General features: G+C 46.3%; 24 protein-coding genes and 1 riboswitch. Of the genes, 18 read left to right on the top strand and 6 right to left on the bottom strand.

Annotated features, from left to right (window positions below; genetic code table 11):
- The first annotated feature begins 238 nt into the window (after positions 1 to 238).
- Positions 239 to 697 carry an NUDIX hydrolase gene (locus ACNAZ4_RS21690; RefSeq protein ID WP_415818038.1) on the top strand — a complete coding sequence of 153 codons (459 nt, stop codon included), beginning with the start codon at positions 239 to 241 and terminating at the stop codon, positions 695 to 697.
- 123 nt (positions 698 to 820) lie between these two features.
- Here ACNAZ4_RS21690 and ACNAZ4_RS21685 read toward each other — a convergent pair whose 3' ends face one another.
- Positions 821 to 1,399, bottom strand: coding sequence for a YqaA family protein (locus ACNAZ4_RS21685; protein ID WP_415818036.1), 579 nt, complete (start codon positions 1,397 to 1,399; stop codon positions 821 to 823).
- A 136-nt stretch (positions 1,400 to 1,535) separates the two neighbouring features.
- Between ACNAZ4_RS21685 and ACNAZ4_RS21680 the strand changes: the two genes are divergently transcribed.
- Positions 1,536 to 2,396: a sulfite exporter TauE/SafE family protein gene (locus ACNAZ4_RS21680; RefSeq protein WP_415818034.1), complete on the top strand. Its 861-nt coding sequence runs from the start codon at positions 1,536 to 1,538 to the stop codon at positions 2,394 to 2,396.
- Between the two features lie 291 nt (positions 2,397 to 2,687).
- Here ACNAZ4_RS21680 and ACNAZ4_RS21675 read toward each other — a convergent pair whose 3' ends face one another.
- The gene (locus tag ACNAZ4_RS21675; RefSeq protein ID WP_415818032.1) at positions 2,688 to 3,533 is read right to left on the bottom strand and encodes a GNAT family N-acetyltransferase; all 846 of its coding nucleotides are present in this window, start codon (positions 3,531 to 3,533) and stop codon (positions 2,688 to 2,690) included.
- Positions 3,530 to 4,717: an FtsW/RodA/SpoVE family cell cycle protein gene (locus tag ACNAZ4_RS21670; protein ID WP_415818030.1), complete on the bottom strand. Its 1,188-nt coding sequence runs from the start codon at positions 4,715 to 4,717 to the stop codon at positions 3,530 to 3,532. Before ACNAZ4_RS21670 ends, ACNAZ4_RS21675 begins: the two co-directional genes overlap by 4 nt.
- Before the next feature lie 321 nt (positions 4,718 to 5,038).
- Here ACNAZ4_RS21670 and ACNAZ4_RS21665 point away from each other — a divergent pair, with 321 nt between their 5' ends.
- The 5 genes from ACNAZ4_RS21665 (at position 5,039) to ACNAZ4_RS21645 (ending at position 10,039) form a co-directional block, all read left to right on the top strand.
- Positions 5,039 to 5,815, top strand: a complete 777-nt coding sequence (locus tag ACNAZ4_RS21665) for a hypothetical protein (RefSeq protein WP_415818028.1) — start codon at positions 5,039 to 5,041, stop codon at positions 5,813 to 5,815.
- A 66-nt stretch (positions 5,816 to 5,881) separates the two neighbouring features.
- Positions 5,882 to 6,063: riboswitch (cobalamin riboswitch) on the top strand.
- 128 nt (positions 6,064 to 6,191) lie between these two features.
- Positions 6,192 to 7,148 (top strand): helical backbone metal receptor, encoded by a 957-nt coding sequence (locus tag ACNAZ4_RS21660; protein ID WP_415818026.1) that lies wholly within the window; start codon positions 6,192 to 6,194, stop codon positions 7,146 to 7,148.
- Positions 7,114 to 8,175 carry a FecCD family ABC transporter permease gene (locus tag ACNAZ4_RS21655; protein WP_415818024.1) on the top strand — a complete coding sequence of 354 codons (1,062 nt, stop codon included), beginning with the start codon at positions 7,114 to 7,116 and terminating at the stop codon, positions 8,173 to 8,175. Before ACNAZ4_RS21660 ends, ACNAZ4_RS21655 begins: the two co-directional genes overlap by 35 nt.
- Complete coding sequence (locus ACNAZ4_RS21650) at positions 8,172 to 9,650, top strand: heme ABC transporter ATP-binding protein (protein ID WP_415818021.1); 1,479 nt, start codon at positions 8,172 to 8,174, stop codon at positions 9,648 to 9,650. The genes ACNAZ4_RS21655 and ACNAZ4_RS21650 overlap by 4 nt, the downstream gene beginning before the upstream one ends.
- Positions 9,651 to 9,655: 5 nt before the next feature.
- A complete protein-coding gene (locus tag ACNAZ4_RS21645) occupies positions 9,656 to 10,039 on the top strand; it encodes a VOC family protein (RefSeq protein ID WP_415818018.1) in 384 nt (127 codons plus the stop codon).
- A 207-nt stretch (positions 10,040 to 10,246) separates the two neighbouring features.
- Here the strand turns inward: ACNAZ4_RS21645 and ACNAZ4_RS21640 are convergent, their stop codons facing one another.
- Positions 10,247 to 11,521, bottom strand: coding sequence for an MFS transporter (locus ACNAZ4_RS21640; RefSeq protein ID WP_415818015.1), 1,275 nt, complete (start codon positions 11,519 to 11,521; stop codon positions 10,247 to 10,249).
- 266 nt (positions 11,522 to 11,787) lie between these two features.
- Here ACNAZ4_RS21640 and ACNAZ4_RS21635 point away from each other — a divergent pair, with 266 nt between their 5' ends.
- From ACNAZ4_RS21635 to ACNAZ4_RS21610, 6 genes are all read left to right on the top strand, one after another.
- Complete coding sequence (locus ACNAZ4_RS21635) at positions 11,788 to 13,260, top strand: SulP family inorganic anion transporter (protein ID WP_415818012.1); 1,473 nt, start codon at positions 11,788 to 11,790, stop codon at positions 13,258 to 13,260.
- Between the two features lie 84 nt (positions 13,261 to 13,344).
- Entirely contained in the window at positions 13,345 to 13,764 is a 420-nt protein-coding gene (locus ACNAZ4_RS21630; RefSeq protein WP_415818010.1) for a universal stress protein, read from the top strand.
- Positions 13,765 to 14,343: 579 nt separating this feature from the next.
- Entirely contained in the window at positions 14,344 to 15,426 is a 1,083-nt protein-coding gene (locus ACNAZ4_RS21625) for a D-alanine--D-alanine ligase (protein ID WP_415818007.1), read from the top strand.
- Between the two features lie 69 nt (positions 15,427 to 15,495).
- The gene (locus ACNAZ4_RS21620; RefSeq protein WP_415818005.1) at positions 15,496 to 16,875 is read left to right on the top strand and encodes a UDP-N-acetylmuramoyl-tripeptide--D-alanyl-D-alanine ligase; all 1,380 of its coding nucleotides are present in this window, start codon (positions 15,496 to 15,498) and stop codon (positions 16,873 to 16,875) included.
- Between the two features lie 134 nt (positions 16,876 to 17,009).
- A complete protein-coding gene (locus ACNAZ4_RS21615) occupies positions 17,010 to 17,720 on the top strand; it encodes an alpha/beta hydrolase (protein ID WP_415818001.1) in 711 nt (236 codons plus the stop codon).
- A 328-nt stretch (positions 17,721 to 18,048) separates the two neighbouring features.
- Positions 18,049 to 19,524 carry a DEAD/DEAH box helicase gene (locus ACNAZ4_RS21610; protein WP_415817998.1) on the top strand — a complete coding sequence of 492 codons (1,476 nt, stop codon included), beginning with the start codon at positions 18,049 to 18,051 and terminating at the stop codon, positions 19,522 to 19,524.
- 202 nt (positions 19,525 to 19,726) lie between these two features.
- Here the strand turns inward: ACNAZ4_RS21610 and ACNAZ4_RS21605 are convergent, their stop codons facing one another.
- On the bottom strand, positions 19,727 to 19,879 hold the full coding sequence (locus tag ACNAZ4_RS21605) for a hypothetical protein (RefSeq protein ID WP_415817995.1): 153 nt from the start codon (positions 19,877 to 19,879) through the stop codon (positions 19,727 to 19,729).
- A 168-nt stretch (positions 19,880 to 20,047) separates the two neighbouring features.
- On the opposite strand from ACNAZ4_RS21605, the gene uvsE reads away from it, so the two are divergent.
- The 3 genes from uvsE (at position 20,048) to ACNAZ4_RS21590 (ending at position 23,094) form a co-directional block, all read left to right on the top strand.
- A complete protein-coding gene (gene uvsE, locus ACNAZ4_RS21600; RefSeq protein WP_415817993.1) occupies positions 20,048 to 21,013 on the top strand; it encodes a UV DNA damage repair endonuclease UvsE in 966 nt (321 codons plus the stop codon).
- 157 nt (positions 21,014 to 21,170) lie between these two features.
- Positions 21,171 to 21,653 (top strand): PH domain-containing protein, encoded by a 483-nt coding sequence (locus ACNAZ4_RS21595; protein ID WP_415817991.1) that lies wholly within the window; start codon positions 21,171 to 21,173, stop codon positions 21,651 to 21,653.
- Entirely contained in the window at positions 21,646 to 23,094 is a 1,449-nt protein-coding gene (locus ACNAZ4_RS21590; protein ID WP_415817988.1) for a PH domain-containing protein, read from the top strand. Before ACNAZ4_RS21595 ends, ACNAZ4_RS21590 begins: the two co-directional genes overlap by 8 nt.
- Positions 23,095 to 23,191: 97 nt before the next feature.
- Here the strand turns inward: ACNAZ4_RS21590 and ACNAZ4_RS21585 are convergent, their stop codons facing one another.
- Positions 23,192 to 23,776 (bottom strand): rhomboid family intramembrane serine protease, encoded by a 585-nt coding sequence (locus ACNAZ4_RS21585; RefSeq protein ID WP_415817986.1) that lies wholly within the window; start codon positions 23,774 to 23,776, stop codon positions 23,192 to 23,194.
- 147 nt (positions 23,777 to 23,923) lie between these two features.
- Between ACNAZ4_RS21585 and acpS the strand changes: the two genes are divergently transcribed.
- Entirely contained in the window at positions 23,924 to 24,277 is a 354-nt protein-coding gene (acpS, locus tag ACNAZ4_RS21580) for a holo-ACP synthase (protein ID WP_415817984.1), read from the top strand.
- A 249-nt stretch (positions 24,278 to 24,526) separates the two neighbouring features.
- Positions 24,527 to 25,540, top strand: coding sequence for a LolA family protein (locus tag ACNAZ4_RS21575; RefSeq protein ID WP_415817982.1), 1,014 nt, complete (start codon positions 24,527 to 24,529; stop codon positions 25,538 to 25,540).
- The last annotated feature ends 88 nt before the right edge of the window (positions 25,541 to 25,628 follow it).

Below are 25,628 nucleotides of genomic sequence, written 5' to 3'. Positions count from 1 at the left end.
AAACAAAAGGCCAAATCTTTTGCGATTTGGCCTTTTAATATTCCGCCGTTACAACGGTAAAATTCTTTCCCAGGAGGAGAGATTAATATATTAAAGCCCATAGATAATAACGGGTGCCTCGACCCAGGAAGGAATGAGGCACCTTTTTGTTGAATTCATTATGAGCTAAACGACCAGTTTAGTGAAGGAAGAAGTTATTTATATATAGTAAAGATTCTATAGAATTGAGGAGAAATGGATGTCTCAAGATGGAATTGTATTAGTAGCAAGTGTCTCAGTCTTTAGTAGTGATAAAGTCTTAATTATAAAAGAGAATAAACCTACTGCTGTCGATAAGTGGAATTTTCCGAGTGGACATATAGAGTATGGTGAGGACATTCTTTATTCAGCTCGGAGGGAAGTAAAAGAGGAAACGGGTTTAGATGTAAATTTGGTTGGCACGACTGGAGTATATAACTTTACCAGTAATACGAACAATCAAGTAATATTATTTCATTTCATTGGTGAGGTTACTGGAGGTTTATTAAATCTCGAAGAAGATGAAATTACTGACAGCAAGTGGATAAAAGTCAATGACCTTTTAGCATTTGAAAACGATGATTTACGAGAACCACATATAATAAAGCAGATATCTGATAACTTATTAGAAGAAAACATATATTCAATTAGTGTTTTTAATGAACAACTTTTTAAATAGTTCTTACTGAGCTTAACCAGTAAATAGAAGTTAATTTCTTATTGCGTTAACGGGTGCTAATCTTAAATATCAACCATCAAAAAATGCTTGAAGCCCATTAGGCTACAAGCATTTTTTTTTGTGTTATGCTTTCGTCGATCTTTTTATATACATATAAACCAAATATCCAATGATCACGACGGCTCCGAGGGCAATTGTCAGCATCGCGAAGTTCTCTTCGATGAATGGCATGGCTTTGTCGCCGAGTGTGACGATGATGGTTGCTTCTAGGAAGAAACGGATGCCGCGGCCGATGATGGACCAGATGATGAGTGTAGGAATCTTGATTTTGGAGATTCCGGAAAAAATCGTGAAGACTTTATATGGGATAGGTGTAAAGCCGGCAATCAGGATGGCCATTGCACCGTATTTCTCGAAATAGCGTTCGACCAGGACAATTCTCTCTTCTTTAATAAAATAACGAAGGATAGGACGGCCGACTTTTTTGCCGATGTACCAGCCAAGAATTGCACCGAGTACGGAACCTGCTGTGGTGATGAAGGCATACCAGAGCGCCTTGTCAGGGTTGGCAATGCCCATTGGAATCAGCAGAACATCGGGAGGAATCGGGAAAAAGGAAGATTCCAGGAAAGAGACGAAGAATAGTCCCCATGAACCAAATTCAAGCAGCCATTCTTCAATCGCGTGGATCCATTCAGACATGAAACAGTATCTCCTTTGAGTGGTTATAGTAGGGGCTAAATAAGCTTAATTAGAAGTATACCATTTTTATTTCTGCTAGAGCCAACTATTAATGGTATCCTAAGTAGAGAAATAGTCTATAAAAGGGATGTTGTTTATGGAATATATACTTTTCTTGCTGCTGGGCGGGTTGATCAGCGTGATGTCGGGCTTTTTCGGAGTTGGGGGAGGTTTTATCCTGACACCGATTTTGCTGTTGATTGGGTTTTCGCCTCTTGAAGCAATCACAACGAGCTTGTTTTTCACGGTGGGTACTTCCATGTCAGGGATTGCCGCTCACATCCGCATGAAAAATATCCTCTGGAAAGAGGGATTGATCATGGGGCTTAGCGGGATTGTCGCGACACAGCTTGCCCGGCCGCTAGTATATGCTCTGGAAGCGCGGGGTTGGGATGACATTGTCATTCCGTTCCTTTACATTGTGCTGCTCGCTTATTTTGCGATAAAAATGATTCGACAGGGCCAAAAGAAAGACGAAGAGATTCCTGCACCAGCTCATTTTTCGGTACCAAAGCTTTTGGCAGTCGGGTTCGTCGGCGGCTTTGTTTCGGCATCGCTTGGAGTAGGAGGCGGGTTCATCATCGTGCCGCTCATCATCACTTCGCTGGGATTCAATCCGAAAAAAGCAGTCGGAACAAGTTTGTTTGCAGTGCTGCTCATCGTCTCAGTTGGTTTCATTTCCTATGCGGTCAACACGCAAATCGATTACTTCATTGGTTTGATGCTGATTGCCGGTGCGTTAGTCGGTGCCCAATTCGGCGCCAGGATGACCGCTTATTTTGAAAACAGGGAAATGAATGCGATGCTAGGGATCCTTTATATTGTCACGCTGGCTGGAGCGGTCCTTAAATTGTTTGACCTGAACAAACTCGGGCTGGTGATCATGGGGTTGTTTATTGTCTATTTCTTTATAAGGGCAATCGGTAAAATAAGGACAAATGCAATGGAAAAAGGCTGAGCTGCTCAGCCTTTTTTGTTGGATAGGAAATTATAAAAGCGTTTTTGTTTGGATAACTGGATATGGGTGTCTTAATCCAGCTCCAGCACCTAGCCAGTTTTCTCCCCTGAATAAACCTCTTCGAGTATCTTGCGATAAGCGTTAGCTTTGAGCAGCTCGAGACGCTTGTCTAGCTGCGGCTCCTAACTCCTCGAGACGTTTCGGTCCTGCCAATGAAGTCAAAGAACAACTTCACTGTCAGGATCTCCAGCGCTTGTCGGTGCTGAACAAGGCGCTTGCGCTTTTTGTTCTTTATGCCTCCGAAGTGAAAGGGTGTTTCACAAAGCGAGGGAACTCCCGCCCTACGCCGCTTTTTACAAATAATGTTCCCTCCCGTTTGAAAGGAACTGAATGGACTTTCAAGCCCTTGTAATCAGGTGTGTAATGGAATACAACTTCCCCTTCAGGAAGGAGATTGGTGATATTCACCGGTGAGGTGCTGATTACATCATATAGTTGGACCTGACTGTTCTCTTCCGTGAAAATGACGATTGCATTCTCTTCCTCTGAATAATGAAGATGGTCAGGAAAAACATTCAGGATATGGTACATGGTGATGCCGCCCGAGTTGGCAGTCGCAAACGACTGGGAAACCGGCACTCTGCCATAAACGACTTTTTCGATCTGCTTAAGATCTGCTGGAACCTCCAGTTTTCTTAATCCTGCCCGGCCTGTATCAGAAGGAACTCTCGTTGAATACTGGTACTCCTCAACCCGTTCAAAGCCGAACTTCGGGTAAAAATCGAGCACGCTGTCGTTAGCGAACAGATACATATAGTCATACTTTCCTTCGTATTCAGCCAGGACATGGTTCATTAGTTTTGCCGACAGCCCCTTGTTACGGTAATCCGGATGGGTCATGACGGTACCGATTTGGAGGGCTTTACGGCTTTCTCGATTCAAGATCAAATCTAGCTCATTGACCGACACGTTCGCAACCACCCGGCCGCCATCTGCGAAGGAATACGGAATGTATCGCTCTCCCCAATAGCCTTTTTCATGCCAGTTGGTAAAATCAAGACCGAAAATGTCGGCGGCCAGCTGAATGAAACTCTTCCTCAACTCATTATTTTCACGATAATTGCTTACTAGCTTCATAAATCAAAACTCCTGTCACTTGATGCAAACATATAGGTTTTATGATGGAAGCGAATCCCATAAATCAGCCCAATCGCCAGCATATTCCCCATCAGCGAGCTTCCGCCATAACTGATGAAAGGCAGCGGAATCCCGGTAATCGGCAGCAGCTGGATGGTCATTCCGATATTCTGGAAGACATGGAAGGTAATCATGCTGATGACACCTGCACTAATATAGGAGTTAAAAGGGTCATTCGTATCCAGCGCTGTTTTGGTCAGGTGGTAGATGAGCAGGAAGTACAGGCTGATGACAAAACTGCCGCCAACAAAGCCGAATTCCTCTCCGATGACGCTGAAAATGAAGTCTGTATGGCTTTCGGGAATATAGACTTCGCTGCCATTGATCCCTTTTCCAGTCAGCATGCCAGACCCGATCGCACTGAGGGATTTCAATAAATGGTAGCCATATTCCGGGTTGCTCTCCGGGTCAAGCCAGGCATAGATACGGCCAAACTGATACGTTTTTACCCCCAGATATTTCTTCAGGATCTCTGGCTTCCAAATGACGAGATACAGAATGCCGGCTCCAAGCGCAGCTCCACCGCCATAGAGAGGCAGGATGATTTTCCACGTGATGCCGGAAACTAGGACGATTCCTGTGAAAATCGCAATTACGACCAATGCTGTTCCAAGGTCTGGCTGCATCATGATCATCCCAAGCGGTAAGGCGGTGATCAAGCCAAGCTTGATGAACAGCAGGAAGTCTGTTTGAAGTGTCCTTCTCGGATGTTTTTTATGGTGGGCATAGATGACGGTGCTTAAAGCAAGAATCAAAAAGACTTTCATGAACTCGGAGGGCTGGATCGAACCGAATGGCTCGATGAAGAACCAGCTTTTGGCCCCGTTCCTTTCTTCCGCAATGCTGGCAGGAGCGAAAAACAGGAAGACGAGCAGGAAGATCCCGAAGCCGTATAAATACCATGAGAGTTTGCGGTATTGTTCACTGTCGAACATCATCACGACTGCAATGATTCCTGAACCGACGACATACCAAAATATTTGCTTGTATAAAAAGTTCTGACCAACATATTGCCCGGTCTTCTGGGCGCTATAAATGGCGAGGCAGCTGGTCAGAAAAAACAACAGTAAGAGAAGTGTCAACGTCCAATCAAAGCGGTCGAATTTTTTAATCGATTTATCCATTTGCTACACCCTGTCCAAATCATTTTCATCACATAATATTTCGCCTATTTGTGAAGGCCTTACCATTTTAATGCTAGCAGACAAAGATTATCCTCACAATCCCTTTGCAGGTAATATATTCCTATAAATATAGACGAATGCCAGGAGGGATTGGTTTCTTTTTTACCAATGGATTCTTTTCGCGGGAAAGGCGGATAATAATTATGTTTTTGAGGATTCAGAATAAGATATTTTCCATCGTTTTTGTTAGAATGGAAGAAGTGTTATTTGTACGGAGCCGCTGGCATTCTGCAGCTTAGAATTTTCCGGGAGGTTTTGCTGTTGAAAAAGAACCATCCTTATAGCAGGGATTTATTATATCTCCACATGAACGAACGGGATCATTATGTGCTTTCGCATGGAATCGAATTCCATGAATTTGCCCGGTCGCTGCCCGATCCTTTTAACCATCTATTGCTGTTGAAGCATCGCTATGAGGATGGCGAATTCAACAGGCATACCTTATTTGAGTATGTACCAGAAGAAAATGCCGAAAAGCTCATTGGAGCCAATACACATGCTTACGGGGATTTTTGCTGGATTGATTTTGAGGAAGTGGAAGCGCTGAATGTACTGACGGCCCAGGAAATTGCCGAACTTCTTTATCTTGGACATATCAAGCATCATTTGAAGCTGCCTTTTTACAATCAGCTTAATAATCGCTTTGTGTACCTTTCCAACGAAGACGGCTGGTTCAACAAGACGTACTACCGCAATTTCAATGACTTTTTCCGCATGCTTGGCAATGTCCTTGCAGGTAAGCTGGGAGAAATGAAACCGGAAAAAACGCTGCTTGGAATCCGGAAAAAGAAGTCCTATCCCTCTGTCAGCAAGGAAATCCTGAAATCACTGATACCAGCCTTGAAGGAGGGTGCCGTGTTTTCGCTGAAGAACATCCAGCAGAACCGCAACAGGATTGAAATACCGATCTGGATCATCGGAGATTTTGCCAACATGGATGACATGCATGATGAATACAAAGAAGCGAACCGCAACAATCCTGACGGCAGACTTGTTTTCGATAAAAAGTTGAAGGAATGGAGCTTGCTTGCACAATAAGTCGAAAAAACAAAATCTTTGCAGCAACTTTTGGCAAATCGTGTATAATGGGTTGTAGCGGAAAATTACATATCGAAATGAACAGGTGTCTTTTATAACAAGACTTAATAGGGAAGTTGGTGAAAATCCAACGCGGTCCCGCCACTGTAAATGGGAGCAAGCTGCATTACGCCACTGTACAAATGTATGGGAAGGCGCAGCGAGCATTGACCATGAGCCAGGAGACCTGCCTGTCCATTGCACCAAGCAAACTACGAGGATAGGGAGGTGCCGACAGGCTCTATGTCTTTTATGGTGATAAAAACATTTGCTTACTCGGACATCTCCCCTTCTGGTGGAGATGTCTTTTATTTATCGAAAAATGGAGGAGAAGTGAATGAAGAAGTTATTGTTGTTATGGATGGCAGCTGCCATAATCCTGGCTGGGTGCGGTACCGAAGCACAGCCAGAAAAAAAGGAAGGCGAAAAAACCGCGCAGGAGCAACAGTCAGGATTCCCTGTCACGGTAAAAGATGCGCTTGATGAAGAAGTTATCATTGAAGAAAAGCCTGAAAAGATCATTTCCCTGATTCCGAGCAACACGGAAATCGTTTATGCGCTTGACAGCGGCGACGCAATTGTCGGCGTCACGGATTTCGACAATTACCCAGAGGAAGCAATGTCGAAGGAAAAAGTCGGCGGCATGGAATTCAATATTGAGAAAATGATTTCCTTAAAGCCAGACCTAGTCCTTGCCCCGGGGTCTACCGCGGACACGGCAAAAGAAGGGCTGCAGCAACTAAAAGATGCAGGAATTGCTGTTGTCGTCGTAAATGATGCGCAATCATTTGAAGAAGTGTATCAATCCATCGAGATGATTGGAAAAGCGATTGGTGAGCCTGAAAAAGCAGCCGAGCTTATCAAGACGATGAAAAACAGCTTCGCAGTCCTGAAGAAGAAAGCGGAAGCTATCAAACCGGAAGAGCAAAAGACAGTATTTGTCGAGGTCTCTCCTGAACCGGAAATCTACACAGCCGGCAATCATACGTTTATCAACGAAATGCTTGAGTTGATTGGCGCGAAGAATGCTGCCGGCGACATGGAAGGATGGCCGAAAGTCGACCCGGAAGCCATGGTGGAGCGTAATCCTGATGTCGTTGTGACAACCTATGGATACTATACTGAAAAAGCTGCTGAGCAGGTACTTGCGCGGCAGGGCTGGAACAATGTAAAAGCAGTCAAGGACAAGCAGGTATTCGATGTCCACTCCGATCTTGTTACCCGGTCAGGCCCAAGGCTCGCTGAAGGAGCGGAGGAACTTGCAAAAGCCATTTACCCGGACGTTTTTAAATAATAAAGGATTAGCCTATCTATTTGCAGCAGCATTCTTGATCATCTCGATGCTGCTGGGAATCTCCATCGGAACGGTTTCCATACCTGTACCCGCTATTATTGAAATCATTAGTGCTGAAATTTTCCGCTTCCAGGGACAGGGAATCGATCCGATGCATGCAAGTATTGTCATGGAAATCAGGCTGCCGCGCGTGCTCCTGGCAGGACTTGTCGGTGCATCACTGGCAATCGCCGGTGCTGCGTTCCAGGGACTGCTGCGCAATCCGCTGGCAGACCCGTATACACTCGGAATTTCATCAGGTGCCTCCATTGGTGCTGTCGTGACGCTGTTCTTTGGCCTTTCGCTGCCGCTGGCCGGTGCCTTTACCTTGCCGGTGCTCAGCATTCTGTTCGCATTCGCCACTGTGCTGTTTGTCCTGTTTTTTGCCCGCAAAGTTGACAGGCTGCTAAGGGTGGAGACGATCATTTTAACCGGAATTATCTTAAGTTCATTTCTAGGTTCTTTCATTTCTTTGATGATCGCCCTCTCCGGTGAAGAGTTGAGGCAAATCATTGGCTGGCTGCTCGGCAGCGTGTCGATGCGCGGCTGGGAGTATATAAAAATCATTTTCCCTTTCTTCGTGATTGGTCTGGTTATTTTACTGGCAAACTCAAGGGAACTGAATGCGATGTCGTTTGGTGAGGAACGGGCCCAGCATCTCGGCGTCAATGTCGAGCGTCGCAAGCTGTTGATTTTGCTGTCAGGTTCCCTTTTAACAGGTTCAGCGGTTGCTGTCTCCGGGACAATCGGCTTCGTTGGTCTCGTCATTCCCCATCTGACCAGGACAGTATGGGGGCCGGACCATCGCCACTTGCTGCCGATATCCGTCCTGATTGGCAGCGGCTTCCTGATTCTCGCTGATTTAATTTCTAGAACCATCATCGCGCCATCGGAATTGCCGATTGGCGTAATCACGGCATTAATCGGAGCTCCGGTTTTTGCGTTTATTTTAATGAAAAATCGCAGGGAAAGAAGTGCTGGCTCATGATTACAGTGAAGAATTTGTCAGGCGGATATGCAGGCGGCGAGGTGTTGAAGGAAGTCTCCTTCGAGGTTGGCAAAGGTGAATTGTTCGGAATCCTTGGTCCAAACGGCAGCGGGAAAACCACGCTGTTAAAAATGATCAGCGGCGCTTTGGAATTCAGAAAAGGTGCCATTGAGCTGGACAGCCGGCCCCTGACTCAGTATTCACCGAAGCAGCTTGCGAGGATGATGGCGGTCCTGCCGCAGCATTCCGACCAGGCCTTCCCGTATAGTGTGAAAGAAACCGTCTCGCTTGGCCGTTATGCACACCAGAAAGGCTGGTTCCATAGCTGGAGTGAGGAAGATGAGCAGATTGTCCTTAAGGTGATGGACCAGACAGGGATCGCCCATCTCCAGGAAAAATCAATCGTTGAACTATCCGGCGGCGAAAGGCAGCGAGTCTATCTTGCGCAGGCACTGGCGCAGCAGCCGAGGATCCTGTTGCTCGATGAGCCGACGAACCATCTTGATCTCAGCTTCCAAAAAGAGCTGTTGGATTTGCTGAAAAAATGGGCTGCAGATGAGCAGTTAACAGTCGTCTCGATTTTTCATGATTTGAACTTGGCTTCGTTATATTGTGATAGGCTATTGCTTTTGGAAAACGGCGAAGTGCTGATTGTCGATACTCCTGCTGAGGTTTTAAAAGAAGAGCGAATTAAAGCTGTCTATAAGACGCAAATCAAAAATCATCCCCACCCGGAAGTTGCTAGGCCCCAGCTGCTGCTCGTCCCCGAGTCGGACGACAATCATGCTGCCGATTTCAAAATAGACTCAAGGTTTCTCAATGTTGGTCACGACCGGATTACACTAAAGACACCGGTGAAATTGAGGACAATGTCTTCAGGAATAACCGGTGCCGGGATTGGCTGGCATAATTCCTTTGTCCACCGGGTGGTCCCGATGGAATATGATTGCAGCGACCATAAGGCAGAAATGGCTGAGTACCTGCAGGCAAATGGCTTCCTGCCGAGCGAGACGGTGGCGATGATGACGGCTGTCCCTGCTGAAACCACAGCACGCCGTTTTTTTGAGAATGGCTGTTTATCGATCTTCATCATAGTCTCTGCAGGCAATACGCATCGAGACAGCCCAAGGAATATCAATACATGGCTGTTCATTAATGGCCGAGTTTCCGAAGAAGCGTTCATCCAGAGCGCAATGACCGCGGCTGAGGCGAAAATGAGCGCCCTGCAGGAGCTGGAAGGAAGTACTCTGTTGATTGCCAGCCAGAACATCGGCATTTCAACGGACAGCATCTGTATCGCTGCTACCCAGAAAGGGGAAGAGATTCCCTATGCCGGGACCGCTTCGCCGCTAGGCAAACTGATCAGCGAGGGGATTTATGCCTGCACCAAGGAAGCGATCCTGAACTATCGAGCAGGAAAAAACTTAATGAAGGAATACGGCCAATCCACCTCGAATGTTAAACATAAGAGGTGATGACGATGGAAATGAAAATGGGTTATGTGATTTTATATGTTTCCGACCTGGAGAGAACAAAGCATTTCTACGGTGAGCTGCTGGGCCTGAAACTCCGAAACGAATTTGGGACCTATATCGAATACGAAACAGGCAGCACCGTGCTCTCAATGAACACCAGGGAAAGCGGCCGAGAAATTACCAAGCTGCCAATCCCCGATGGAATTAGGAAAGAACAAACCTTCGAGCTAGGCTTCACAACAGAAGATGTCCAGGGCGCCGTAGAAAAACTGCGGTCCGCCGGAGTCCCCATCCTGCTAGAAGCAACCGAAAAACCATGGGGCCAGGTCGTTGCCTACGCAGCAGACCCCGATGGACATTATATTGAAATATGCACACCGATAGGTTGAAAAAAGTCCTGTAGCTCATTGAGTTGCAGGACTTTGATCTTTTATTGAGTTAAGAATTACAGCTATTAAGACCACNTGTGCCCGAAAACCGANAAAAGCCGGAATTTCGGTAANAAGTNAGGCCAANATGTGCCCGAAAACCGAGAGGAAGCGGAATCACGGTAACAAGTTAAGCTAGCATGTGTGTCGAAAGCTCAGGAGACTCCGCTAAACTTCCTTCACTGGTTTCTTGGCGAGCAGTGATGCAGTACTACCCAGAATCGGAAGAATAATAGTAATCAGCAAAATTTCCTTATACCCGCCAAAATGGTCGTATGCAAGTCCGAATGGCAGCGGTCCCAAGGCTGAACCGAGCACGGTCACCGTCATCGCTGATCCTTTGATGCTGCCAAGTGACTTGCGGCCAAAGAAGCTCGGCCAGACATAATTCAAGGTAATCCTTTCAAAGCCGCCGCTGATTCCCCATAATACCCCAAAGGCAATCGCAACCGTAGTTTGGTCAGCTGCCAGCAGGACGAGGATGAAGATAATTTCCCCTGCGAAAATTCCTGCGAGGACGTATTGCACTTTTACCCGGTCGAGCAATGGTCCGGCAATCAAAGTGACCGGAAAGCCAATCAAAGCCATCAAGCTTAACACCAGCGCAGCGATTCCTGGAGAAATCCCATTTGTCTTGAAGATCGAGATTAGATGAAAAGTGAGTCCGGTGTTTACAAGTGCCGGAATTCCGACACAAAACAGCAGCAACCAGTATGCGCGTGTTTTGACTGCTTCCTGGACTGTCCAGTTGACCTCTTCCAAAGGCATGCTCGATATGTTTGGATCGGCCGGATCATTTGTCCAATTGGGTTTAATCCCATCTGGATATTCGCCAATATCCTCCGGTTTGTTTCTGATTAAAAAGAAGGCAAGCGGAACAAAAACAACAAGTAATAGAATCCCCCAAAACCTCCAGGAGAAGCTCCAGCCCCAGGTGGAGACAAGCCAGGCATTCAAAGGCGGAAGTGCTGCTGAGCTGGCGAAGCCGCCGATAGCCATCAGGCTCATCGCTTTCCCGCGTTTGGTGATGAACCATTGAGGCACTAAAGTGTTTGGAATCAGGCTCATCGAACCCTGGCCGAGGACGCGAATCAGGAAAAAGCCGATGAACAGCATCGCGGTATTGACGACGATACTATTCCAAAAACTGGCTAGTGCCAGTCCAGTCCCAACAATCACAGACATTTTTCGCTGGCCCCATTTATCGACGAAGCGGCCGACAAAGAACATACAGATTCCAGCGGCAAGAGTAGCTAGTGAATAAACGGCAGATACATGCGAGCGGCTCCAGCCGAAATCTTTTATGTAAGAGTCAATAAAGACAGATACCGAGTACGTTTGCCCTGGCCCTGAAAAAAATACCCCGAGACCAGCAATGAACACGATGACCCAGCCGTAATAAAAATTTGTTTTAAATGGTGCTGATGATTCTGATGTCTTCATGTAAAAACCTCCCAGACCATCATAACAAAAGGGCACTTTTAAAAGCTTTCGAGAAGCATGTTAGAATTGGAATTTACATTTTAAGGTTTTTACTGTATCTATATGAAAAAAGGAGATATAACCCGCAATTTGAAGAAAAGTATTGGTTGCAACGCTTACAATAACGGTTGCTCGTTCTGGTAATTGTGTTATGATAGGTCCTGTTTTTATCGGACCCGGCTTGCTTGAGAGTAGGAAGCCACAAAATTAACTTAAGAGGTGTTTACTTGAAAACTAATACAATTAAAGAACAATGGTTTGGCAACGTGAAGGGAGATATCCTTGCAGGGGTTGTCGTTGCGCTTGCTTTGATTCCAGAAGCGATCGCCTTTTCGATTATTGCTGGTGTTGACCCAATGGTAGGACTTTACGCATCATTCGCTATTGCTGTGACAATCGCGATTGTCGGCGGCCGTCCTGGCATGATTTCTGCAGCGACCGGTGCGATGGCGCTGTTGATGGTGACGCTTGTTGCCGACCATGGTTTACAATATTTGATGGCCGCTACAATTTTGACAGGTGTCCTGCAGATTCTTTTTGGTGTGCTTAAGCTGGCAAGATTCATGAAGTTCATCCCGCGTTCCGTTATGATTGGTTTCGTGAATGCACTGGCCATCCTGATTTTTATGGCGCAACTTGAGCAGTTTGTAGATGCTACTTGGGTTATGTATGCAATGGTAGCGGGCGCGCTTGCGATCATCTATCTGTTCCCGCGTATCACAAAAGCAGTTCCGTCACCGCTTGTGGCAATCATCGTGATTACTGTTATTGCACTTATGACCAAGAGTGATGTGAGGACCGTTGGTGACATGGGAAATCTGACCGCTGCATTGCCAACCTTCCTGATTCCTGATGTACCATTCAATCTAGAAACGTTAAAAATCATTTTCCCATATTCATTGGCTTTGTCGATCGTTGGCTTGCTTGAATCCCTGCTGACAGCTTCAATCGTCGATGATATGACAGATACTGCTAGTGATAAAAATAAAGAAAGCCGCGGACAGGGAATTGCCAATATCGTCGCTGGATTGTTCGGCGGCATGGCAGGCTGCGCAATGATTGGCCAATCCGTCATCAATGTTAAATCTGGCGGCCGTGGCAGACTGTCTGCCTTGGTTGCGGGTACATTCTTGATGTTCCTGATTCTTGTGTTAGGAAATGTCGTTGTTCAAATTCCAATGGCTGCCCTTGTTGGTGTCATGTTCATGGTATCAATCGGAACATTTGATTGGTCATCCATTAAAGGGATGGCAAAGACACCTGTTACGGATTCAATCGTCATGGTCGTTACGACAGTCACAACCGTGTTTACGCATGACCTTTCAAAAGGTGTATTTGCCGGAATCATTTTAAGTGCGATTTTCTTTGTCGCAAAGATTTCAAAGGTGAAAGTTACTTCTACACTTGATGTTGCAGCTGAACGCCGCACGTATTTTGTTACAGGACAAGTATTCTTCGCGTCCGTTACAGATCTGATCGAATCATTCGATTTGAAAGAAACAGCAAAGGAAGTCGTCATCGATCTGACTCATGCCCATGTTTGGGACGATTCAGCGGTTGCGGCACTCGATAAAATTGTCATCAAATTGAGAGAGAACGGTACTGTGGTCCGTTTGCAGGGCTTGAATGAGCCAAGCTCCCACCTGATTGACAAACTGGCCGTTCACAAACAGGAAGGCGCAAAGCTTTCCGGACATTAAAATAAACTTGAGAAAGCGCGTTGACGAATCAACGTGCTTTCTTTATAAATTAGATAATGGAAATTATTGTAGGAGGGGAATGTTATGTTTAAAAGAATCTTGCTCGCTTCCGATGGTTCCGACCATTCAGTACGTGCGGCGAAAAAAGCGGTTGAGCTGGCCAGATTAAATAGCGATAGTGAAATAACTGTTGTGTATGTAGTTGATGGACAAACCTCCAAGGAGGATGTCCTTCGTAATGCGGACCAGACATTGGTCGAGGAGAAAAGGAAAGCCAGGCTGCAGCCTGTAACAAATATGCTTGAAGAGGAAAACCTGAATTACAAGTTTGAAAAATTGCTTGGAGAACCAGGTCCAGCGATCGTTGAGTATGCAAACAAGAACCAGTTTGATATCGTCGTCGTCGGCAGCCGCGGTTTGAATGGCCTGCAGGAAATGGTCCTGGGAAGTGTCAGCCATAAAATCGCAAAACGGGTAAAAGCACCGGTTTTAATCGTAAAATAACCAGCGCTCAGGTAAAACCTGAGCGTATTTTTTGTTTTAAGATGATTTTCAGTATTCGGGAGTCGGAAATTTCACCTTATAATAGCTGGAATCAGATTTATATAGCAGAAATCTGTTTTTTTATAACGACTTTTTCATTTATATAGCGGAGAGTCTGTTTTTATAGCGACTTTTTCATTTATATAGCGGAAAATCTGTTTTTATAGCGACTTTTCGATTTTTATAGCGACTTTTCCGATAATATAGCGACTTTCCCGTTTTTATAGCGAATTGGAAATTCCGACGGATTTTTTCCAGTAAAACAATCAGGCTAAATCCCAATACAAAACTCCTTTTAAAAGTGACCTTTACCTGCGTTCTCCTTTCACGGAATGACCTGTTTTTTCATATGGTACAGTAGGCGATTGCATCAGGAACGGATGCCTATTGCTAATTTTGTCTTACTCGCAGGTTTCATGCATTGAAAACAGGAAATAGTAAAGCTGGAGAGCAAATATTAAATATTGATAACAATTCCTTTATTAAAAAATAAAGTGGTAAAATAATAAGCGGATTGAATTTTATTGGAGGTCTATTTTTATGAAGACAAGAATCGGGCTGCTGTACGGCGGCAAATCGGCTGAACATAAAGTATCGATGCAGACAGCATTGGCTGTGACGAAGGCATTGGATTTTGAAAACTACGAGATTTATCCTATATACATAACGGAGGAAGGGGAGTGGGTCAAGGGACCGCAGCTGAACGCACCTGCTGAGAACGTCAAACAGCTTGAATTTGCGGATGGTACGAATCTGCCTACTCCTTCTTTTACACCGGCATTATTCCAGGCAGGCGGAAAGGAAGAGGGCAAGACGCTGGATGTCATCTTCCCATTGCTTCATGGACCAAATGGAGAAGACGGAACAGTTCAGGGGCTGCTTGAACTTTTGAACCTTCCTTATGTCGGGAATGGCGTTCTTGCCTCATCGGCAGGGATGGATAAAGTCATCATGAAGAATATTTTCGCTCAGGCGGGACTGCCTCAGGTGGATTACGTATCTGCCCTTCGCAGCGAATGGGAAAAGGACAGCGATAAGGTATACGGTCTAGTTGAAGAAAGACTTGGCTATCCTTGCTTTGTAAAGCCTGCGAACCTTGGGTCGAGCGTGGGCATCAGCAAGGCGTCCAATAAGCAGGAGCTTGAAGAGGCATTCAAAGAGGCGTTCCAATTTGACCGCAAAATCATCGTCGAGCAGGGTGTCGTGGCACGGGAAATCGAAATCGGCGTCCTTGGGAACGATGAGCCTGAATGCTCGGTCGTTGGTGAAATTGTCCCTAAGAAAGACTTCTATGACTATAAGGCGAAATACGAAGATGGCGATACGGCGATGATCATTCCGGCAGAAATCACGGAGGAGCAATATGCTGACCTGAAGGGAATGGCTATCGCGGCATTCAAGGCGCTTGATTGCTCTGGCCTTGTTCGTGCGGACTTTTTCCTGACAAAAGATGGACAGTTTTTGATCAATGAAGTCAATACAATGCCAGGATTCACGCCATTCAGCATGTTCCCGCTTCTGTGGAAGCACGCAGGTGTCGAATATCCGCAGCTGATCGAAAAGCTGGTGAACCTTGGAATTGAACGCCATGCTGAAAAGCAGAAAATCAAATATACATTCTAGTAAAGCTTAGCATCCAGGGGGACACGGAATATATGGCCGTGTTCTCTCTTTTCATGGGAGGAAATTTGTATGATCCAAAAACCTTTAGCGCAAATTGCACAAATGGCAGGCGGGCTGAATGACGTCAGCAAATTTGCCGATGTCGAGGTCAAAGGGGTATCCATTGACACTCGTAAAATCGAAGCCGGAAACTTGTTTGTTCCTTTTAAAGGAGCAAGGACAGACGGCCATAAGTTTGTCGAAGATGTAATCAGAAATGGCGGTGCTTCGGCTGCCCTCTGGCAAAAAGATGTGCCGAACCCTCCGGAAGACCTTCCAGTCATCGTCGTTGAAGATACGACGATAGCCCTTCAGGAGCTGGCAAGGAGCTACCGCAATTCACTTGATCTCAAGGTTGTCGGGATTACCGGCAGCAACGGCAAGACGACGACAAAAGATATGACAGCGAATCTGCTGTCACAGAAATACAAGGTCCAAAAAACAGAGGGGAACTTCAACAATCACCTTGGACTGCCACTGACGCTTCTCCGCATTCAGGAAGATACAGAGGTTGCCGTGCTTGAAATGGGCATGAGCAGCAAGGGTGAGATTGAGTTTTTAACCAAGCTGGGACGTCCGGATGCTGTGATCATCACGAATATCGGAGAATCCCACCTGCTTGATCTTGGTTCAAGGGAAGCCATTGCTGACGCGAAACTGGAAATTATCAGCGGCCTCCGGGAGAATGGTCTGATCATTTTTCACGGAGATGAGCCGCTATTGCAGGAAAGGCTGCAGGATTACAAAGGGAATGGCATCCTGAAAACATTCGGGGCAAGCTGGGAGAATGATTTTTATCCAGTTGATATTGAGCCGATGGAAAATGGAAACAAGTTCACAACGAATCTCGTCAGTGACACGTTCTATCTTCCGGTCCTCGGAAACCATAATATCTTGAATGCGCTGGCAGCCATGCTTGCCGCAGAGTTCCTTGGCGTTCCTTTTGAAAAGATGAATGACGGCTTTGCCAGTTTGAAGCTGACAAACATGAGGATGGAGCTTTCAGAGGGGGCGCATGGCGAAAAAATCATTAATGATGCCTATAATGCGAGCCCAACTTCCATGAATGCGGCAATCGACCTCGTTGCCAATCTGTCTGGATACAGCCGCAAGATCCTTGTACTCGGTGACATGCTCGAGCTTGGGCCGCTGGAGGAAGAATATCATTATAAAGTGGGGACTTCCCTTGATGCCTCTAAGGTGGACTATGTATTCACATACGGCAAGCTGAGTGAAGCGATCGCCAGAGGAGCAAAGGAAATCCTCGGCGAGAACAGGGTCTTTGCCTTCGGTGATAAACAGCAATTGAGTGAAGAACTGAAAAAGTATGTAACCGATGAAACCATCGTCCTTGTCAAAGCATCACGCGGCATGGCGCTGGAGGAGGTCGTCCAGGCACTCCAAAAATAAACAGCAAACAAGATGTCCTTCAACCGGGACATCTTTTTGGTGTTGTTCTTTGATGCTTAATCGAGGAAATTCTGGGTTAAATCATTTAAAATGGGGAAAGATTAAATACGAGAAAAACTAATAGGTGATTGGTTATGATAGGTTGTCTGTTGATCCATGGTTTTACCGGTTCTCCTTTCGAAGTGGAGCCTCTTGCCCAGTCATTAAGAGCGCGGACTGACTGGAAAATCGTTGTTCCGACCCTGCCTGGACATGGCGATGAGCTTAGTCTGAAGGGGATCAAGCATAATCAGTGGATTGATCATGCTGAAAGGGAACTGAAGGCTCTATTGAAAGAGTGTGATACCGTCTATGTAGTCGGTTTTTCGATGGGCGGCCTGATTGCCAGCTATCTGGCCTCGGCCTATCCTGTTGAAAAGCTGGTCCTGCTCAGTGCCGCTGCCTATTATGTCAATCCAAGGCAGCTTGCCTTCGACATCAAGGAAATGATGAGGGACACGGTAAATGGAAAATTGAAGGAAAATGAGCTGTTCAGGCGTTACAAAAGAAAAATCAAAGAAACACCCATGACCGCTACCTTGCAGTTTCGCAGGCTTGTGAACAAAATCAAGCCTATTCTCAACGATGTCAAGGTACCTACCTTGATCGCCCAGGGTGAGAGCGATGGCATCGTCCCTCCAAAAAGCGCCCGTTATCTTTATGAAAACATTGGCGCGAAAGAAAAACGGCTGATTTTTTATAAGAACTCCAAACATCTGATTTGCCATTGCGACGAAAAAGAACACCTTTTTGATGAAGTATTTGATTTTTTGACCTCCAAACCCAGAGAGGGGATCAGGAGCTGAGGATTCTCCTCAAAAATTGCTTTTCCAGACTAAAGATGGTATGATGAATATTGAGTGTCTAACTGAGAAAATCCTTTAAGCGGACATACTCCCGTGCTGGAGAATGTCTTTTTTTGCTAAAATTTCAGGTTCTGTGCTTCAGCACGTTGTAATTGCTGATTCAGCCCTGCTTAAAACACAAGGTGCTAACACCTATTTTGCCGTGAAGGTATAATAAATTAACCAGAATCAGAAATGATTTGGATCCTTAAACAGCCACTTAAAATAAACGAAGTGTCGGTTGTAACCGATGCGGGATAAATGTGAACATAAAGGAGAATGAGCAAAGTTGACAATGTTCCAAGACATGGGCATTAGCCCCGCAACATTAAAAGCTGTAAAGAATATGGGTTTTGAGGAAGCAACTCCAATCCAGGCAGAGACGATTCCGATTAGCCTTCTAAACAAAGATGTAATCGGCCAGGCACAGACAGGTACTGGTAAGACTGCTGCTTTCGGTATTCCTCTAGTGGAAAAAATCAAGAAAGAAAATCATAACATCCAGGGAATCATCATCGCGCCAACTCGTGAATTGGCCATCCAGGTTTCCGAGGAATTATACAAAATTGGTGCGGGCAAGAGAGTAGGCGTTCTTGCAATCTATGGCGGCCAGGACATCAACCGCCAGATCCGCGCTTTGAAAAAAGGACCTCACATCATCGTCGGAACACCAGGACGACTTCTTGACCACATCAACAGAAAGACAATCCGTCTTGATACTGTTGAAACAGTCATCCTTGACGAAGCAGATGAAATGCTGAACATGGGCTTCATCGAAGATATCGAAGCAATCCTTGCACAGATCCCGAACGAACGCCAGACGTTATTGTTCTCAGCAACAATGCCGGGACCAATCCGCAAGATTGCTGAGCGCTTCATGAAGGACCCTGAAGTCGTTCGCGTCAAAGCGAAGGAAATGACTGTTCCTTTGATTGAACAATTCTATGTTGAAGTTCAGGAAAAGAACAAGTTCGACGTTCTTACTCGTCTTCTTGACATCCAGTCCCCTGAATTGGCCATCATCTTCGGACGTACGAAGCGCCGTGTTGATGAGCTTGCTGAAGCGTTGAACCTGCGCGGCTACACTGCAGAAGGAATCCACGGAGACTTGACACAGGCGAAGCGTATGTCTGTTTTAAGAAAGTTTAAGGAAGGTTCAATCGACGTGCTTGTTGCGACAGACGTGGCAGCTCGTGGACTTGATATTTCCGGTGTAACGCACGTCTACAACTTCGATATTCCGCAAGACCCTGAAAGCTATGTACACCGTATCGGACGTACTGGCCGTGCAGGTAAAGAGGGTATGGCGATCACGTTTGTCACACAGAGAGAGACTTCATACCTCCATGTAGTGGAAAAGACAACTAAACGCCGCATGGAAAAAATGGTTGCTCCAACCTTGGACCAAGCGCTTGAAGGCCAGCAAAGAGCAGTTGTTGACAAGATTACACAAACAATCGAGTCAAATAACCTTCAATACTACCGCCAGGCTGCAGATGAGCTATTAAAAGACCATGATGCTCAAACAGTCGTCGCTTCAGTATTGAAAATGCTCACTAAAGAGCCTGATACAACTCCTGTTAAGCTTACCGAGGAAAAGCCTCTTCCAAACAGAAACAAGAAGCCACAAGGAGACCGCAGACGTTACGATAACAGAGGCGACGGCCGTAAGAAACCTTACAAGCCACGTTCTGGAACAAAACGCACAGGCGGCGGTGGCGGCAGCAGAGAAGGCGGCAGCTACAAATCAAGACCATCACGCTAAAATAAACACGAAATCCCCGGTTGTATTACACAGCCGGGGGATTTTTTTATCGTTTTTGAAAAGTGGGTGGTTTTCTTAGTGAAGTGTTCACTTTATTGCTTGAATCCAGCTGCTTTTAATTAAAATTCACCGGCTGAAAACTGGGTTGAATCCCATGGAATCTCCGCAACAGATCGGGATATTTAACTTATTCGACCACATTTCACGATATATCGACCACATTTCCGGTTTTTTCGACCACATTTTGAAATATATCGACCACATTTCCGGTTTTTTCGACCACATTTTGAAATATATCGACCACATTTGCCATTTTATCGACCACATTTTGAAATATATCGACCACATTTGCCATTTTATCGACCACATTTCCGATTATATCAACCAGGTTGTGAATTTCAGCTCGCAAACCTACTCTAACTCTTCGTTCAGAATCTGGACCTCGACTCCATAAGAATCATAAAAATAGAACGGCCGCTGACTTGTTGGGCATACTACTAGAAAAACAATAGGGGTGAGTCTGATGACGATTGTTAGGCTAGGATATGTGGCGATGAGTGAGGAGTTGAAGAATGCATCGCCGTCACAGACGATGACATTCAAGCAATTTCAGGGAATCAAGGACCGTGACGCGGCGATCAATAAGCTGGAAAGAATTGCGGTTTCCAATCTTGAAAATTGCCTGCGCCTTTTGAGGCACAGCAAGGCGAATGAGATCCACTTTTTCCGGCTTAGCTCCCGGCTGATTCCGCTTGCCAATCATGAGGAGCTTTCCGATTGGAAGTACATGCGGGCATTAAAAGAGCCGCTCAGAGAAATTGCTGAATTTTTACAAGAGAATCACATGCGTGTCGATTTTCACCCAGACCACTTTGTGCTGTTGAATACATTGAAGACTGATACGCTGAACAACTCGGTCAAGACGCTGGCGATGCACCATGCGTTGTTGAAGGGGATGGGGATCGACCCTAAGCATCGATGCGTCCTCCATGTTGGCGGCGTATATGAGAACAGGGAGAAAGCGCTTGAACAATTCATACATAACTGGGGGCTTGTTTCAACGCAGTTGCAGAGCATGATTATGCTTGAAAATGATGATACTTCGTTCACTCTGCATGACACGCTTTACCTGTGCGAGAAACTGGGAATCCCGCTCGTGTTTGATTACCACCACCATCTCGCTCATCATGAGGATATAAACTGGGAGGAGCAATGGGGGCGGGTTGTCGGGACGTGGGAACAATCCAGGCTCCCTGTGAAGATGCATATATCAAGCCCGCGGTCGGAAAAGGACTTCCGGGCACATGCCGAATATGTCGATGTGAAGATGTTCATGGACTTCCTGATCGGAATAAAAGGGTCCGTTCCTGAAATCCACTGTATGATTGAGGCGAAAAAGAAAGACCTCGCGCTGTTTAAGCTGTCAGAAGATTTAAGGCAAATCGCCGAAATCGAAGTCATAGACGGCAGCAGCTTCCTCCTGAAATGATCGACAAATTCCGGGCGGTGCGCCAGGCACTTGTCGAATGGACCTTAATCCAATCCCGTGCCATAGCACATTCGTATCCAATTTACTGCCCTAGGAGCGGGGAGTTGTTGTATACTTAGGAAGGTGCTATTAATTGGTAATAATGGGAGGATAACATATGACGATTTCTGAGCCGCAGAAGCGGATTTCCGAGCGGGCGTTGACTGTCTGGAAAATTGCCGCTTGTCTTCACTCCCTGTTGGTTTGGCTTTTAGCGGGCGGTCTGATTGCCCTTACGATTATTTTTGATTTCCCAAATTGGATCATTGGAACTGCTGTTGCTGTGGCAGTTGTATATAGCTATTTTTTCATCTTTCTATTGCCGAAGCTGCGCTGGAAACGCTGGCGTTATGAAGTCAGAGAACAGGAAATCGAACTGCAGCACGGTGTTTTTATCGTGAAAAGGACGTTGATCCCGATGATTCGTGTCCAGCATGTCGATACGCTGCAGGGGCCGCTGCTAAGGAAATACGGTTTATCGACGGTGACGGTATCAACCGCGGCGACGGTCCATGAAATACCAGCGCTCGATATGGAGGAAGCGGAGAGTTTGAGAACATCGATTTCCCGGCTGGCAAGGGTGGCGGATGAAGATGTCTGAGCCAAAAAGACTGCATCCGGTCGCTGCGATCGTCAATGCACTCCGCCAGCTGAAAGAAATGATCATCCCATTCCTGATCTTTGTCGTGTTCGGGAGCCGGGGTACGAATTGGGACCTCTTTTATTTCATAGGGTCAATCGCAGTCGTCGTGCTGGTATTAGTTTATGGAGTTCTGTCGTGGTACAGGTTTACATATCGGGTCGAACAGGGCGAATTGAGGATTGAATACGGACTGATCGTCAGGAAAAAGCGCTACATTCCATTCGACCGGATCCAAAGCCTTGACTTGTCTGAAGGGATTTTACAGCGGTTGTTCGGGCTTGTGAAGGTAAAGGTAGAGACAGCGGGGTCCGGCGGGATGGGGTTGCAGGATGGAGAAGCGGTCCTCGCGGCGATTACGAAGCAGGATGCCCAGGCAATCCATGACTACCTGGTCTCCATCAAGAAAACCGGGCAAGTCCAGCAAGGAGAAGAGGAGCAGCCATCTAGCGAAGATGTGCTTTATAAAATATCAGCTCATGAGCTGGTGATGCTTGCGTCCACTTCAGGCGGAGTAGGGGTTGTCATCTCCGCGGTGCTGGCGTTCGTGTTCCAGTTTGAAGAATTCATCCCGTATGAACAGATTTTTGATGGTGTAGAGAATTTTGTCCAAAATGGCGTTATTTTTATCAGTGTCGTAGTTTTTCTCGGATTCCTGCTGGCATGGCTCATCGCGCTTCTTGGGACGATGCTGAAATACGCTCATTTTACCGTGAGAAAAGTCGATAATGATCTTGTCATCACACGGGGGTTATTGGAAAAGAGACAGCTTACGATTCCGCTGAATCGGATCCAGGCGGTCCGGATCAGCGAGAATCTTATCAGACAGCCGCTTGGATATGCCTCAGCATTCGTGGAAAGTGCTGGGGGATCGGCGCTGGACCAGGAAAGCTCCAAAGTCCTCATTCTGCCGATCGTGAAAAAAAGCAAAATCCCCGGACTGCTTGAACCATATTTGACGGATTACCATTTCAGCGTCAATCTATCACCTGCACCGCCGCGGGCATACCGGAGATATCTGTTGAAAGGCTGGCTGTTCGTCCTGCCGATCATCGCACTTGCCATCTGGTTTTTGAGACCATGGGGATATGGGGCATTGATCCTGCTCGTCCTCTCGGCAATTTGGTCTTACCTGAATTACAAGGATGCAGGCTGGAGCCTTGATGAAGGGATGCTGACCTTCCGTTATCGAAATATGGCAAAAAACACCGTATATATGAGGAAAAATAAAATCCAGTCCTTAAGCGTCAAGCAAAGTAGTTTTCAGAAGAAAAAGAAGCTTACCACTGTAGAAGCAATCGTGATGTCCGGGCATGGCGGCGCCGGCGGCAAAGTCATCGATCTCGAAAAGTGGCACGCCGATCAAATCTATAACTGGTACTCGCATGAAATGCCAGATTGACAGAGTGTTTCAAGAGTGCGGGACAAATCGTTGTATCCGGATGATCGACTGATACAGATGAATTGACACGAAAAAAAGCGCCTGCTGGGCGCTTTTTTTACCTTCTGTAAGCCGCGGCGCCAATCAGGAAGCCGGACAGCATACCGAAAATATGGGCAGTGATGTTGATGTTCGACTGGACGAAGGTCATGATGACGGCGATGATGGCGATTGTCATGATTGTCTGCGAGTTCTCGCGCGACATCATCGCTTTTCGGAACATGATGATAGAAATATAGAAACCGAACAGGCCGAAAATCGCGCCGCTTGAGCCGACATGTGTATAAGTCAGCGGTTCAAGCAATAAAGTGGCGAGGTTTGCGGCAATCCCAGTGACGAGATAGACGAGGATGAATTTTGTCCTGCCAAGGAGCTGCTCGAGTGCCGGTCCGAACAAGACGAGCGAAAAGCTGTTGAACAGCATATGCGCAAAGCCGGCATGCATGAAAATCGGAGTGACAAGCCGCCAGTACTCTCCGTTGACCACATACAGGTTCACTCCTGCCAGACGTTCAAACAGGAATTTACTCGGGAAGATTGGCAATGCCGTCAGCAGGTATAATATGATATGAATGAAAATGATGAAGGTAATGACCGGATAAAACCGGATGAAGTCACGCAAGCTTTCAGTCCTTGTAAACATGGAAACCTCCTGGTTACTGTTATCGTGAGGGCTGATTAAATCGGTCTGATTTTAATGATATCTTAAATTTAAGGATAGCCCTAAACGGCAAAAGTTGTACACTATTTTGTATGCTGCTTGAAGTTTTTTTAGAAGGGAGACGGAAAAATGATCGTAGGAACAGGGATAGATATCGTGGAAATCGGCCGGATCCGCAAACTGGTGGAGTCGCAGCCGCGTTTTCCTGAGCGGGTTTTAACGGAAAAAGAAAGAGCTGTGTATCTTCAATATAAGGAACGGAGGGCGATCGAGTTCCTTGCCGGACGCTGGGCGGCGAAGGAAGCTTTTTCAAAGGCGAAGGGGACTGGCATCGGCAAGGAACTGTCTTTCATGGATATCGAAATCGAAAATGATCCCCATGGACGTCCGGTTGTCATCAAGCCCTTTATGGAAGGTGTTCACCTGTCCATCTCCCACAGCGAGCATTATGCGATTGCACAGGTGATCATCGAAAAAAATTAAAATGTTTTTGTGCCAATGGTTTTTCAAAAGGTAAACAAGTGGAAATCAAAAAATTTAAAATGCTTGTCAATCCCGGGGTCATATTCGCCCAGGTTGTCTCATATATTCATAATGCAGTAAGGGAGACAAGGCTAGGGCGGCGAGAACATGGCTGCACGAAGACTACTCAAGCATTTTTGCAGCCGGTGTCTTATTCCTGTCCTTTCTTTCCCTTTACACGTTTAAATGAGACTAAAAGGGGTTGGAAGAATGAAGAAAAGGTTATTGCTGCTTCTCGCCGGGCTCATGGTTATTTTTGCTCTGGCTGCCTGCGGTACGAAATCACAGGAATCTGTGGTTAAGGACTTGGACGGAACGCTCAACGATTTAAAGAGTTACAAGGCTAAGGCAAAGATGACATTGCAGATGGGTACCGAGCCGCAGGTGTATGATGTGGAGATATGGCACAAAGATCCGTCATTTTACCGTGTGAATTTGAAGAATGCCCAGAAGGACCAAAGTCAGATGATCCTCAGGAATGATGAGGGAGTCTTTGTTCTGACACCTGCGCTGAACAAGAGCTTCCGTTTCCAGAGCGACTGGCCGAAGAACAGCAGCCAGGCTTATCTATACGAATCTTTAATCACGGATATCCTCGAGGATAAACAGGCTAAATTCTCAGCGACCAAGGAGCATTACGTGTTCGAGACGAAAACAAGATACCAGAACAACAAGATGCTTCCAATCCAGGAAATCAAGCTGAACAAAAAGAGCCTGGCGCCAGTCAGCGTGAAGGTGATGGACCCCGACCGCAATGCACTGGTGACGGTGGAATTCTCTGATGTGAAATTTGACGCCAGCTTTGATAAAGACGCGTTTGACATGAAAAAGAACATGACAGGTGCTCAGCTTGAGGTACCGGTTATGGCAGATGTGGAAGATAAGGAGTTTACAGTGAAATATCCAGTCGCCGAAATTCCAGGTGTGACGCTGATCGATGAAAAGGAAATCAAGACAGAGGATGGCAAGCGGATTGTCCTGACATACGACGGTGACAAGTCATTCACGCTCATCCAGGAGAAAGCGAATGCCATGCCTGCGATGTCCTCGGCCATCAACATGACTGGAAAGCCTGTCGACCTCGGATTCACGATTGGTGCCATGAACGAAACTTCGATTTCGTGGACCCATCTCGGAGTCGATTATATGCTGGCATCCACAGACTTATCACCTGAAGAAATGGAAATGGTCGCCAAATCGGTATTGGCCGATATGGAAAAATAAGAATCGTCAAGCAGGCTCAGAGTAACCTGGGCCTGTTTTTTATTGGTCTACAATCCTGCAGTGGTTCAAACCGCGCTTCTCTTCCGCA

The sequence above is a fragment of the Mesobacillus thioparans genome (genome assembly GCF_965138835.1).
In the GTDB taxonomy this organism is placed as follows: Bacteria; Bacillota; Bacilli; order Bacillales; family Cytobacillaceae; genus Mesobacillus; species Mesobacillus thioparans.
The sequence above is the reverse complement of the archived record's forward strand: the minus strand, read 5'-3'. Positions and strand labels throughout refer to the sequence as shown.